Here is a 13,028-nt window from a genome sequence, read left to right on the forward strand (position 1 = left end):
CATTAGCAATCGCGCTCAAATCTTCATCCATTGTCTATAAACCCCACATTCTCGCTCGGAGAACGAGGATTTTTCTTGCTTTTTTCGGTTTGACTCTGTAATATCTATGACCAGATAGATTAAATACGGTAGTTCTACCAAAGATTCGTAGATTATTAGGAGACAATGACATGAGGTGGTGGCAGCAGACCTGGAAGCAATGGCAGCGGGCGGTTGAGCAGCTTGGTAGACTCAGGTGGAATTCGGTCAAAAGCTTGGCATCGCTATTTTTAGTTGGGGTGAGTTTGAGCGTGGCGATCGCCGCTTGTAGTGGTAATGGTAGTAATTCTGCTCAAAATCCTGCTGCTAGTCCTGTAGCGGCAAATAAGCAGGATGTGGAACTGACTCTCGTTTCCTTTGCCGTCACCAAAGCCGCTCACGATGCGATCGTTCCTAAATTTGTCGAGCAGTGGAAGCAAGAGCATAATCAAAACGTGACCTTCAAGACGAGCTATGGTGGCTCTGGTTCCCAAACTCGCGCCGTGATTGATGGTTTGGAAGCAGATATCGTTCACTTAGCTCTTGCCCTCGACACGAGCCGGATCGAGAAAGCGGGACTGATCGAACCAGGATGGGAAAAAGAAGTTCCCGATAATGGCATTGTCTCTAAATCTGTTGCCGCATTAGTCACTCGTCCAGATAACCCCAAAGGTATTAAGACTTGGGCAGATTTAGCCAAAGATGGAGTCAGCCTGATTACAGCCGATCCGAAGACTTCCGGCATTGCCCGTTGGAATTTTCTGACGCTGTGGAATTCTGCCATCAAAACTGGTGCAAGCGAAGAACAAGCACTCGACTTTGTGAGCAAAGTTTATGGCAACGTGCCAATTTTAACTAAAGATGCGCGAGAAGCAACTGATGTCTTTTTCAAGCAAGGGCAGGGAGATGCTTTAATTAACTACGAAAACGAAATTCTTCTAGCACAGCAAAGAGGCGGCGAGAACGTTGCTTACATCATTCCCGATGTCAATATCTCCATCGACAATCCCATCGCTGTAGTGGATAAAAATGTAGACAAGCACGGCAGTCGCGAAGTCGCCGAAGCTTTCGTGAAATACCTATTTACACCCGAAGCTCAGCAAGAGTTTGCCAAAGTCGGATTTCGACCCGTGGACGAGACAGTAGCTCAAACCAAGGAAAATACTGACAAATATCCCAAAGTGCAAAATCTCGGATCGGTGAAGGACTTTGGGGGATGGAACGCAGTCCAAGCTAAATTCTTTGAAGACGGAGCAGTTTTCGACCAAATTCAAGCCAAAATTAATCGTTAATTGTTGCGTGGTGCGTGGAAGAAATTTTACATACATTCTTCTGACTCCTTTTCGGGCGGGTTTGACGGAGAACATATCCGTCTAGCGACAGCTAACGCGAATAAACCCGCCCCTACGACTCCTGATTCTTGATTCTTGATTCTTAACTTTTGACTTTTAACTTTTCAGATGGCTGTATCTCCTGCACCTCGATTTGGTTTTCGCAATTCAGTAGCTCAAAAGTTGCGGCAATGGTTGTTTCATATGCCTTGGACGTGGCGCATTACGCTGGGATATCTCACAGTGATGTTATTCCTTCCCATTGCGGCAATGTTCCTCAAAGCGAGTACAGAAGGTCCTGTTAACTTTTGGCGCATTGCTACTAGTCCCGTGGCGCTGGCAACATACAACGTCACATTTGTGACATCAATCTTGGCGGCTTTGATGAATGGACTTTTTGGCACTCTGATTGCCTGGGTTTTAGTGCGCTACACATTTCCTTTTAAACGATTAATTGACGCTTCGATCGATTTGCCCTTTGCCTTACCAACTTCAGTTGCGGGGCTAACGCTGGCAACAGTCTATAGCAATAATGGCTGGATTGGCTCTTTGCTTGCTCCTTTGGGAATTAAAGTGTCCTTCACCCGTTTGGGCGTATGGGTAGCCATGATTTTTATTTCGCTACCTTTTGTGGTACGGACAGTGCAACCTGTCATGCAAGAAATGGAAAGAGAAATTGAAGAAGCTGCTTGGTCTTTAGGGGCAGATCGGTGGCAAACTTTTGTGCGGGTGATTTTACCACCTCTATTTCCAGCCATCTTGACTGGTGTGGCTTTGGGTTTCTCCCGTGCTGTAGGAGAGTATGGCTCAACCGTAATTATTTCCTCCAACACGCCTTTTAAAGATTTAATTGCACCCGTACTGATTTTTCAACGCTTAGAGCAATATGATTACTCTGGTGCAACTGTCATCGGTACGGTGTTGCTGTTGATTTCATTAGTGTTGCTGCTGTTGATTAATCTTTTGCAGGCTTGGGGAAGACGGTATGACGACTAGGAAGGATATGAATTCTCGGATGAATAATAGCAAAGCTAAGTCCAGGGAACAAAAGAGTTGGGTTCCGGCAATTTTGATTGTCGTCGCGATCGCCTATGTCAGTTTAGTGCTTTACATCCCTGCCTTAAACGTCTTCATCCAAGCTTTTAGCAGAGGAGTTGGTCCATTTTTTGCTAACCTGACTCGACCGGAGTTTCTCCATGCCGTCCAATTAACTGTAATGTTAGCCGCGATCGCCTTACCGCTGAATACAGTTTTTGGGCTATGTGCGGCTTGGGCGCTGACCCGTCATCGATTTCCAGGTCGTGCTTTTGTTTTGAGTTTGATCGATCTGCCCTTTTCCATCTCGCCTGTAGTTGCAGGTTTAACGATCGTCTTGCTCTACGGACGACAAGGATGGTTTGGTGGATGGTTGCAAGATCGCGGGCTGAATATTATCTTTGCCTTTCCAGGTATGGTTTTGGCAACAGCGTTCGTGAGTATGCCGTTTGTTGCCCGTGAGGTGATTCCCGTATTGGAGGAATTAGGGTCAGATCAAGAAGAAGCGGCAAAAACTCTAGGCGCAAACGACTGGCAGATCTTTTGGCGCGTCACCTTACCCAATATCCGATGGGGTTTACTCTACGGTTTAATTTTGACTAATGCGAGAGCTATGGGCGAATTTGGGGCGGTTTCGGTGGTTTCGGGAAATATTTCGGGAAAAACCCAAAGTTTACCGCTATTTGTTGAAGATGCTTACAAGCAGTATGAAACTGAAGCTGCCTACTCTGCTGCTGTACTATTAGCACTGTTGGCTGTAGTGACGTTGGTATTGAAGGAAATTTTGGAACGGAAAACTCGAATTAAAGATGTGGAATAAGGTGAAATTTTGTATTTAGCTTAAAATACAGATTTAACTGGCTACAAGGGCGCACGGCTGTGCACCCCTACTCTCCTCCCCAATCATGAACTGGTGGCAAAGACTTAAAAAGAATCCCCTCGCCCGCTTTGGGGCGATTCTGCTACTCATTTTTTACATTGCAGTTTTCGCTGCTGATTTTGTCGCACCCTACGACCCTTATGAGTCTCAAGCTAATGGTTCCCTGCTGCCACCCACACAAATTTATTGGCAGAATACACAAGGGCAATTTGTTGGACCTCACGTTTACCCTACGACTCAAGGTAAGACAGATTTAAATACAGGCGATCGCCAACTGATTGTAGACCGGACTAAGCCTGCTTGGTTCCGCTTGTTTGTTGCAGGCGATCGCTACCAACTATTTCGTCTCAGCTTACCACTGGGCAATAATTTTGAAGAAGTGGAAGTATTTAGTGGCATTCCTGTTAACCTACATTTATTCGGTACAACTGGGGCTAAATTTAACTTGTTGGGAACTGACGAACAGGGACGCGATCAATTTAGCCGCCTGTTACATGGGGGGCGCGTTAGCCTCAGCGTTGGTTTAATCGGAGTCGCTATCTCTTTTCCCCTCGGCATGATTGTCGGCGGTATTTCTGGCTATTTTGGTGGCTGGATCGATAGCATCATCATGCGTCTTGTAGAAGTCTTAATGACGATTCCTGGTCTTTATCTATTGGTTGCTTTGGCAGCAGTTTTACCACCAGGACTAAGTAGCGCTCAGCGATTTATGCTGATTGTTTTAATTACTTCTTTTATCAGTTGGTCTGGACTGGCGCGAGTCATTCGCGGACAAGTTCTATCGATTAAAGAGCGAGAATTCGTTCAAGCAGCTAAAGCTATGGGTGGCGATCCTTTCTACATCATCATCCGTCACGTTCTGCCTCAAACAGCAACGTATATCATCATCTCAGCGACTCTATCCGTACCTGGATTTATTGCGGCAGAATCGGTGTTAAGTCTAATCGGATTGGGCATTCAGCAACCCGATCCATCTTGGGGCAATTTGCTCTCTTTAGCAACAAATGCCTCAATTTTAGTGCTACAACCTTGGTTGGTTTGGCCTCCCGCGATATTAATTATTGTTACAGTGCTGGCATTTAATTTATTAGGAGATGGCTTGCGCGATGCCCTCGATCCTCGTAGTGTCAGACGGTAGGAGACAAGTTGGAAGTCGTAAGTCGTAAGTCGGGAGTGGCTAGTAGTAAATAGTCACTGCTCCCTACTCCCTGCTCGTGCGCTCCCTGATAACTGTAGAGGTGGATTAAGCTGGATTATTCCTTAATATTCTTTCCAGCTTTTCTTGCTTATGCTTAGTAGTCTGTTGTTGGGTGCAAATAGTGTCATTGCGGTTTGCTACTTCGCAATATCCTTCCTGATCTTTCAGGGACTCCGACGCGGACAAAAGCATTTACTCAAGAACCCACTCGTTCTAGCAACTGTTATTATCTTTTTCACCTGTGCTGTGGGTCACTCCGTCCATGTTGTAGGTGGAATTGTTGACGAACAATATTCGCAACTGACAATGCAGGTGCAAGTTGTTGTGGACTTGCTGACTGCTAGTATTGCTGTCATTTACTTTGCACTGCGCCGACAGTACTCTTTACTCGTTGATGGTCCGTTGCTGCTAGCTCAGACTCAAAGCCAATTGGCGAAAGCGATCGCCGAGCTAGCACAAACAAAAGGCAATTTAGAGAATGCGGTTGTAGAACGCACCACCGAATTATTACACGCCAATCAACAACTGGATGAATTGTTGGGACGCGAACAAAAGGCTCGTCAAGCAGTCACCGAACTACTAGAAAGCATTTCCGATGCGTTTTTTGCCTTGGACGGCGACTGGCGATTTACCTACATTAATTCCCAAGCTGAAAACTTGTTGCAGCGATCGCCAGAAGAATTACTCAATCGTCACGTTTGGTCTGAATTTCCCGCAATTGTAGGAACTGTTTTCGAGCGCGAATATCGCCGAGCTGCAACAGAACAAGTCACCGTTCAATTTGAAGAATTCTTGGCACCACTTGACAAATGGTTAGGGGTTCGAGTTTATCCGGCGGCGAACGGATTATCAGTTTATTTGCAAGATATTACAGAGCGCAAACAAGAACAGTCACTTCTACAAGAACTCAATCATAATCTAGAACAGCGGGTAACCGAGCGCACGTCACAATTAGCAGCTGCGAATAAAGAACTAGAAGCCTTTTCCTATTCTGTCTCCCACGATCTTCGCGCCCCACTACGCAGTATCGACGGTTTCAGTCTAGCTTTACTAGAACGTTGTACTAACTTGGACGAAAAAGGGAAGCATTATCTGCAACGTATTCGTGCTGCTAGTCAAAGAATGGGAGAACTGATTGAAGAATTGCTTCACCTATCGCGGGTGACGCGCAGCGAAATGCGGTTACAAAATCTCGATTTGAGCGCAGTGGTACGAAATATCGCTTCAGAATTACAACAGGCACAACCAGAACGAGTCGTAGAATTTGCGATCGCTCCCGATCTCACCGCACCAGCAGATCCACAACTCATTCGAGTTTTATTTGAGAATTTACTCAATAACGCTTGGAAATTTACCTCGCGCACAAAATCTGCTCGAATTGAATTTGGCAAACTTCCATTAAAACAGCTCAAATTCTTTACAGAACGCTCTTTATCTCCTTTTAATTCCTCTAATGTTTATTTTATTAGTGATAATGGTGCTGGCTTCGACATGGCATATGCTGCTAAATTGTTCGTTGCCTTTCAACGCCTCCATTCAGAAGATGAATTTCCTGGGAATGGCATTGGATTGGCTACAGTCAAGCGGATCGTTCTACGTCACGGAGGGCAAATTTGGGCAGAGAGTATCATAGGTCGAGGGACAACATTTTTCTTTACATTACGGTAATGGTAATTGGTAATGGGTAATTGGTAATTGATAATTGGTAGTTGACGGTTAACCGTTGTCGTACTGACAACTTCCAACGAACAGGAAGATATGATTAACAGCTACGAATTAGGTTGCAATAGCTATGTGCGCAAACCTGTAAACTTTACGGATTTTTTGGTAGCTTCTCGGCAGCTTGGGTTATACTGGCTCCACTTAAATGAATTCCCGCTATGTAACTCATACCGTGAGTAAACCTCTACGTATCTTACTAGTTGAAGACTCAGAAGATGATGCTGAGTTATTGGTGTGTCATTTAGAACGCCATAACTACGATGTAGAGTGGCTGAGGGTAGAAACTCCAGAGGCAATGTCGAGCGCCCTAGATTGCCAACAGTGGGATATCATTCTAGCCGATTACTCGTTACCAAAATTTAATGCTACTGCTGCTTTGCACGTATTGCAATCTAAAGCTTTAGACATTCCATTTATCATTGTCTCTGGCAACATTGGTGAAGAAACTGCTGTCGCAGCCATGAAAGCCGGAGCGCACGACTACATTATGAAGGGGAATTTGGCGCGTCTAGTCCCCGCGATCGAACGAGAGATTGAAGAGGCTGCTTCTAGGCGAGAACGCCAACGCATTCAGTTAGAACTTAAAGAAAGTGAAGCTCGCTGGCACTTAGCACTAGATGGTGCTAATGACGGACTTTGGGACTGGGATATTAAAAATCATACAGCTTTTCTTTCAGCCCGTTGGAAAGCAATGCTGGGTTATGCAGAAAATGAAATTGACAATCGCTTTGAAGAATGGGCGAATCGCGTGCATCCAGACGATGTGGCATCGGTGATGCGATCGCTACAAGAGCATCTTGCCCGACAAACTGAATTTTACCGCACAGAACATCGCCTTCGCTGTAAAGATGGCACTTACAAATGGATTTTGTCTCGCGGCAAAGTCTCGTGGGATGAAACTGGCGCTGCAATCCGCATGGTTGGTTCCCATACAGATATTACTTCCACGAAGCAGATGGAAGATACCCTAAGACAACAAGCCGAAAGTTTAACAGCAGCAAATCGGATCAAAGATGAGTTTTTAGCTGTTGTGTCTCACGAACTACGCGCACCGCTCAATGCCATTCTTGGTTGGTCGCAAATACTTCGCACGCGAAAATTTACGACGACTACTAAATGGGAAATATTAGAAGCGATCGAACGCAATGCGAAATGGCAACAACATTTAATTGAAGACTTATTAGATGTCTCCCGCATTGTTCAAGGTACGCTCGAACTTCAGTTTACTCCGGTCTATCTACCGTCGATTATTGCTGCAACAATTAAGGCAGTACAACCGATGGCTGATGCAAAAAGAATTCAACTTAAGTTTACAGTCGATCCTGATTGGGAAGACGCAGAAATAGAAAGACAAATTTTGCTTTTGGCTGACTCTAACCGATTGCAACAAGTCTTTTGGAATTTGCTAAGTAATGCAATTAAGTTTTCTGCCGAAGGTCAACAAGCAGACATTTGCCTATCATTAGTTGCTGACGATTCTAACAGCCAATCTCAAATTGACAGCTACGCTCAAATTCAAATTATCGATCGCGGTCAAGGCATTAGTGCCGAGTTTCTGTCGCATGTATTCGATCGCTTTCGGCAAGAAAATAGCTCTAGCGCATCGCATGGCGGGTTGGGATTGGGACTGGCAATCGTCCGTCACATCGTCGAAATGCACGGTGGGACAGTTGGTGTTTCTAGCGACGGAGTTGGACAGGGAGCAACTTTCACAGTTCAGCTACCACTACCAAAACAAACATTGAGTCAAAATCGGCAGCCTTCTACTGCCGATCTCTGGTTGGAGACATCAGAACCATATCCCTTAGTGGGGAGAAAAGTTTTAGCGGTTGATGACGAACCCGATACTTTGGAATTATTGGCAGTAGCTCTCACGGAGTACGGTGCTGAGATTGTTGTTGCTGGCTCAGTACCGGAAGCGATCGCTGCCTTTACCCAGTTCAAACCAGATATTATGGTTTGCGATCTGGGGATGCCAGGAGAAGATGGTTATGCTTTGATTCACCAAATTAGAATGCTGGAGATAGGACTAGGTACTCATACCCCAGCGATCGCCTTGACTGGATTTGCCAGAGAATCAGACCGCGAGCGCGCGATCGCTGCTGGTTTTCAAAGACATCTCTCTAAACCCATCAATCCCTATCAATTAATGTCGATAATTCTGAAACTGACTAAAGATAGTTATTTAGCTGAAAAGATATAAGGGAGCAGGGAACAGTTATCAGTAACCAGTGACCAGCGACCAGTTATCCGCAACCAATGAGCTGACGGAGCCGACGGAGCTGAGGGAGAATTACTTCTGACTCCTGACTCCTAATTTTTGACTTTTAGCTTTTGACTTTTGACTTTTCAATCTACCGGATGCTGTCCGTAAAAAGGTAATGCTGCTGACCAGTGGGGGCGTTTGCCTTGTTGCCATTCGAGTTCGGCTAATTCTAAAATTTGGCAAACAGAAGCCCCTAAATTACCCTCGACAGAAACTAGTTGACAATGAGCTGAAAAATCAGCCAGAGTTTGCTGCCATGCTTCGGGAGACATAACTGTATCTGCTAATAGGGGAGTTAAGGCTTGCGAATCTGAAGTCGATTGATAAATTGCCGTAAATAATTGTCCTCGCTGGGCTGGCATTTGTACGGCGATAGGTTTTTCGCCTCGATGTCCCCAGGCGACTGCGGCTAAAGTTGAGATGGCAAATAGGGGAATATCGAGTTGTTGCGCTAGCGTCCGCGCTGTTACTACACCAATTCGCGTTCCTGTAAAGCCTCCTGGTCCCTTAGCTACAGCAATAAATGCCAAGTCAGACCAAGTTTGAGGTTGCAGAAATTCAGCTAAATTTTGGTGCAAAAAACTTGACAGATCGCGCCCTAAATGTACAACGCGATCGCGTCTATTTTCCTGAAAATTACTAATTGCCAGTCCTAACTCTGGTGTTGTCGTGTGTAGGGCAAGGGCGTAGTTGGTAATTGGTAATTGGTAACTGGTAATTGGTAGTTGGTGGTTCATGATTAATTTTTTGTTTCCATCAACTGTTGACTCTCTGCTATTACCTATTACCTATTACCCATTACCATCTTCATGTCGGTACGAGTTCGCCGGGGCGCAGTTTTGACCATTTACCCATTTCGGCTTTGAAACTGAGGCAACCTACTACGTCCCATTCCATTTCAATGTAGTCTTCTTTAGGACGGATGTTGACGTTAATGCTTGGTTCGACTGGTTCAAAAGTTGGGTTTTCGGTCAAGTGGGGTTGCTGGTGTTGGTGTTCTACTGCATGATAGGTCATGCAGCGATCCACGTAATGGCAATTGACGCAGATGCACATAGAACCTTCTCCATTGGCTTTTCTGTTAATTTAGCTTATACAAATTGGATGTGAGTCAACTGCTGGGTTGATTTTTGTTGCGATGTCTCCCCCTTTATTATCTCAATTATTTACCAATCTGCCCTTTGAGTGGGAATGGTTGCCTCAACCATCGTACCTAGTAGGTGGTGCAGTCCGCGATCGCCTACTCGGGAGAAACTCAGATTATTTGGATTTAGATTTTGTTTTACCAGAAAAAGCGGTTGAGACAGCTAGGGCGATCGCCAAACATTACAAAGCTGGTTTTGTCTTACTCGACGCGCAAAGGCAGATTGCTAGAGTTGTGTTTAAAAATGCTACCGTTGATTTTGCCTTACAAGAAGGTGCTACGCTCGAAACCGACTTGCAACGGCGAGATTTTACGATTAATGCGATCGCCTACAATCCTCACACTCAAGAACTCATCGATCCTTTACAGGGATATACTGACTTACAGCAACGCTTGTTACGGATGATATCGCCTGCAAATTTGCAAGACGATCCGCTACGGTTGCTCAGAGGTTATCGTCAAGCTGCTCAGTTAGATTTTGCTCTCGAACCAAATACGCGATCGATAATTCGTCAGCTTGCACCTTTAATTGGACGAGTAGCAGCCGAACGAGTACGAGTAGAATTAGGCTATCTCCTCAATAGCGATCGCGGTACGGCATGGTTGGAAGTTGCTGGGGAAGATGGGTTACTTACACCTTGGTTTCCCAGTATGACGCGATCGCATATAGAGCGATTACTCAAGGTTAACTCTGCCGCTGCTAGCTTATCATCATTTCCCCAGTTAGTTCGAGAACTCAGTCAACCAGTACGAAATACAATCAAAACTTCCTGGTTGGGAATTGTCAAACTGACTTGTCTCGTTTCTACAAATTCAGCTACAGCAGAAATAGAGTTAGATAAATTAGCTTACAGTCGCTCAGAAATTAAAGCTGTTACTACAGCCTTACAACTATTACCTCAACTCCAAGCAAAATCGCCCGAACAAATGACTTTAGCAGAGCAATACTTTTTCTTTCGTGCTGCTGGTGTTGTTTTTCCCGCGATTGTCATTTTAGCTGTAGTACAAGGAATGAATCTAGATTTACTCTCTTCGCTGATTCACCGCTATCTCAACCCCAAAGATCCAGTTGCCCATCCTACCCCAATTCTGACGGGTAATGACTTAATGAAAGCCCTCCAACTCTCACCTAGTCCGCTGATTGGGGAAATGCTGTTACAGATTCAACTAGCGCAAATCGAAGGTAAAATCTCGACTGTAGAAGAAGCGATCGCATTTGCAGCAAAAAGACTAGACAGTTGACAGTTATCAGGTAGAGAGTGGTGATGGGTAGTTGGTAGTTGGTAGTTGGTAGTTGGTAGTTGGTAGTTGCGTGAACTACTTGTGACTTGTGACTTGTCTTGCTCCCTCAGCAACCTTGTCCCCCTTGTCCCCCTTGTCCCCCTTCGCCCCCTAATCCCCACTCCCTTCGGTCGTGGGGTCCCCGAGTTCCCCCTTGTCCCCCTTGTCCCCCTGCTCCCCTGCTCCCCTGCTCCCCTGCTCCCTCTAACAAATCAGGACGACGCTCGCGGGTGCGTTGAATTTGCTGTTCGTAGCGCCACTGGGCGATCGCTTGATGGTTGCCCGAAAGTAAAACTTCTGGAACTTTCCAGCCGCGAAATTCTGCTGGACGAGTATATTGAGGATAATCTAACAACCCTGCCTCAAAACTTTCGGCTTTAAGAGACTCTGTTTTTCCTACCGTTCCTGGTTGTAGCCGGATAACTCCATTCATCAATGCTAGAGCGGGAATTTCTCCTCCAGTTAATACGAAATCACCTAAAGAAATCTCTCGCGTGACTAAATGCAGTACGCGATCGTCTACCCCTTCATAATGCCCGCAGATAATGACTATTTGCTCGCAGTTACCTGCTAATTCTTTGAGCAACGATTGATTCAAAGGTTGACCTTGAGGAGTCATTAATATCGTTTCTCGACGCGGTAAAATTGGGAGTGATTCAACGGCAGCGAAAATCGGATCTGGTTTCATCAACATCCCTACACCACCACCGTAGGGTTCGTCATCAACCTTGCGGTGCTTGTCCGTGGTAAAGTCACGAGGATTAACCAGATTTACCTCAGCAATTTTTTTTGCCAAAGCTTTACACATCAATCCTGAGCTAAGAGGAGAGGTGAAGAAGTCGGGGAAGAGAGTAACTATATCAAAACGCACAAAAACTCAACCAGAAAAATGACTATATTAAACAGTTATCAGTGATTAGTGGCTGGTGGCTAGCTGCTCACAAACGACGAATGACGAATGACAAAAGTGTTGCTTATTGTTTAAATTATGTTTAAATATTGTCACGTCTGGCAAATTACTGAGCGGTCAGGGTAAAAAAAAATCAATTGGTACGGTCTCAACCTCGGATTGAATGCTTTGCAGCACTGAAGCGATCGCGGGAGCGGACTTTGAATGAGGTTGACGAGAAGGAAAGAAACAATGGTGCAATTAGAGGCTCAATCGCTGGAAATGAGGACTCCCCAAGCTACAAAAACAGCCATTTTGGTGATCGGTGGAGCAGAGGATAAGGTTCACGGAAGGGAAATCCTGCACACGTTTTTTGCTCGTGCCGGATCGACAGATGCCCATATTGCTATTATTCCTTCTGCTTCTCGCGAACCGACAATTATTGGCGCACGCTATCTTAGCATTTTTGAAGAAATGGGAGCAAAAAAAGTTGAAGTCTTGGATATCCGAGAACGACAACAGTGCGATGAGCCAAACGTTCAGGCATGTCTGGCTGCTTGTACGGGAGTCTTTTTGACCGGGGGGGTCAACTACGTCTGTGTGCGGTGTTGGCAGATACCCCAGCGATGGATATTATTCGGATGCGGGTGCAGCGGGGACAGTTGACTTTAGCTGGTACGAGTGCGGGAGCTGCCGTGATGGGGCATCACATGATTGCTGGCGGTGGCAGCGGCGAGTCACCAAATCGAGCGCTGGTAGATATGGCGATCGGTCTGGGAATCATCCCTGATGCGATCGTGGATCAGCACTTTCACAATCGCAACCGGATGGGACGGTTGCTCAGTGCAGTTGCCTGTCATCCAGATCGTCTGGGGATCGGGATCGATGAAGATACTTGCGCTATGGTCGAGAAAGATGGCACTTTAAGGGTAATGGGCAAAGGTACAGTTACGATTGTCGATCCTGGGGAAATGTCTTACACTAACCATGCCGATATTGGTGCTGCCGAGCCTTTGAGTTTGCATAACTTACGAGTGCATATTTTGAGTTATGGCGATCGCTACCATTTACAAAAGCGGATCGTTTTGGCTCCCGTGCAAAGACTACCTCAGTAGAATTCGGAATTCGGAATTCGGAATTCGGAATTATATTCTTTCATTGGGAAGAATATGAGTTGCATTTTTGATTTTCAGTGAAAATGTGATTTTCGATACAGTTGTCGCTAAGTCTTGAGCGAGACACTAGTTAATTGGTTGCACCCCCC

General features: G+C 45.6%; 11 protein-coding genes and 2 pseudogenes. 9 read left to right on the forward strand and 4 right to left on the reverse strand.

Features of this window, described 5'->3' with window-relative positions; translation table 11 throughout:
- The first annotated feature begins 170 nt into the window (after positions 1 to 170).
- The 7 genes and pseudogenes from M5J74_RS17460 to M5J74_RS17485 all read left to right on the forward strand — a co-directional run bounded on the left by M5J74_RS17460 (position 171) and on the right by M5J74_RS17485 (position 8,387).
- Positions 171 to 1,310: a sulfate ABC transporter substrate-binding protein gene (locus M5J74_RS17460; RefSeq protein ID WP_015155352.1), complete on the forward strand. Its 1,140-nt coding sequence runs from the start codon at positions 171 to 173 to the stop codon at positions 1,308 to 1,310.
- 168 nt (positions 1,311 to 1,478) lie between these two features.
- Positions 1,479 to 2,345: a sulfate ABC transporter permease subunit CysT gene (cysT, locus tag M5J74_RS17465; protein ID WP_015155353.1), complete on the forward strand. Its 867-nt coding sequence runs from the start codon at positions 1,479 to 1,481 to the stop codon at positions 2,343 to 2,345.
- A 7-nt stretch (positions 2,346 to 2,352) separates the two neighbouring features.
- Complete coding sequence (cysW, locus tag M5J74_RS17470) at positions 2,353 to 3,204, forward strand: sulfate ABC transporter permease subunit CysW (RefSeq protein ID WP_371934053.1); 852 nt, start codon at positions 2,353 to 2,355, stop codon at positions 3,202 to 3,204.
- Positions 3,205 to 3,289: 85 nt separating this feature from the next.
- Complete coding sequence (locus M5J74_RS17475) at positions 3,290 to 4,402, forward strand: ABC transporter permease (RefSeq protein WP_015155355.1); 1,113 nt, start codon at positions 3,290 to 3,292, stop codon at positions 4,400 to 4,402.
- A gap of 150 nt (positions 4,403 to 4,552) precedes the next feature.
- Positions 4,553 to 6,130, forward strand: a complete 1,578-nt coding sequence (locus tag M5J74_RS17480; RefSeq protein ID WP_015155356.1) for an ATP-binding protein — start codon at positions 4,553 to 4,555, stop codon at positions 6,128 to 6,130.
- A gap of 48 nt (positions 6,131 to 6,178) precedes the next feature.
- Positions 6,179 to 6,364, forward strand: a pseudogene (locus M5J74_RS33495) (hypothetical protein); the annotation flags it as partial.
- Positions 6,330 to 8,387, forward strand: coding sequence for a response regulator (locus M5J74_RS17485; protein ID WP_250012616.1), 2,058 nt, complete (start codon positions 6,330 to 6,332; stop codon positions 8,385 to 8,387). The pseudogene M5J74_RS33495 and the gene M5J74_RS17485, both read left to right, overlap by 35 nt.
- Positions 8,388 to 8,533: 146 nt before the next feature.
- Here the strand turns inward: M5J74_RS17485 and tsaB are convergent, their stop codons facing one another.
- Together tsaB and M5J74_RS17495 are read right to left on the reverse strand one after the other, a co-directional pair.
- Positions 8,534 to 9,187, reverse strand: a complete 654-nt coding sequence (gene tsaB, locus M5J74_RS17490) for a tRNA (adenosine(37)-N6)-threonylcarbamoyltransferase complex dimerization subunit type 1 TsaB (protein WP_250012617.1) — start codon at positions 9,185 to 9,187, stop codon at positions 8,534 to 8,536.
- A gap of 70 nt (positions 9,188 to 9,257) precedes the next feature.
- Positions 9,258 to 9,506: a Ycf34 family protein gene (locus M5J74_RS17495; protein WP_015155359.1), complete on the reverse strand. Its 249-nt coding sequence runs from the start codon at positions 9,504 to 9,506 to the stop codon at positions 9,258 to 9,260.
- Between the two features lie 82 nt (positions 9,507 to 9,588).
- Here M5J74_RS17495 and M5J74_RS17500 point away from each other — a divergent pair, with 82 nt between their 5' ends.
- Positions 9,589 to 10,836 (forward strand): CCA tRNA nucleotidyltransferase, encoded by a 1,248-nt coding sequence (locus M5J74_RS17500; protein ID WP_250012618.1) that lies wholly within the window; start codon positions 9,589 to 9,591, stop codon positions 10,834 to 10,836.
- Here M5J74_RS17500 and M5J74_RS17505 read toward each other — a convergent pair.
- Both M5J74_RS17505 and trmD read right to left on the reverse strand, forming a co-directional pair.
- Positions 10,758 to 10,997: a hypothetical protein gene (locus M5J74_RS17505; protein WP_250012619.1), complete on the reverse strand. Its 240-nt coding sequence runs from the start codon at positions 10,995 to 10,997 to the stop codon at positions 10,758 to 10,760. The two genes, M5J74_RS17500 and M5J74_RS17505, sit on opposite strands and share 79 nt — an antisense overlap.
- Entirely contained in the window at positions 10,943 to 11,746 is an 804-nt protein-coding gene (gene trmD / locus M5J74_RS17510; protein ID WP_250012620.1) for a tRNA (guanosine(37)-N1)-methyltransferase TrmD, read from the reverse strand. Before trmD ends, M5J74_RS17505 begins: the two co-directional genes overlap by 55 nt.
- Positions 11,747 to 12,016: 270 nt before the next feature.
- Here trmD and M5J74_RS17515 point away from each other — a divergent pair.
- Positions 12,017 to 12,879 (forward strand): annotated as a pseudogene (locus tag M5J74_RS17515) (cyanophycinase).
- Positions 12,880 to 13,028 lie beyond the last annotated feature (149 nt).

Source organism: Chroococcidiopsis sp. CCNUC1, from assembly GCF_023546805.1.
GTDB classification, from domain to species: domain Bacteria; phylum Cyanobacteriota; class Cyanobacteriia; order Cyanobacteriales; family Chroococcidiopsidaceae; genus Chroococcidiopsis; species Chroococcidiopsis thermalis.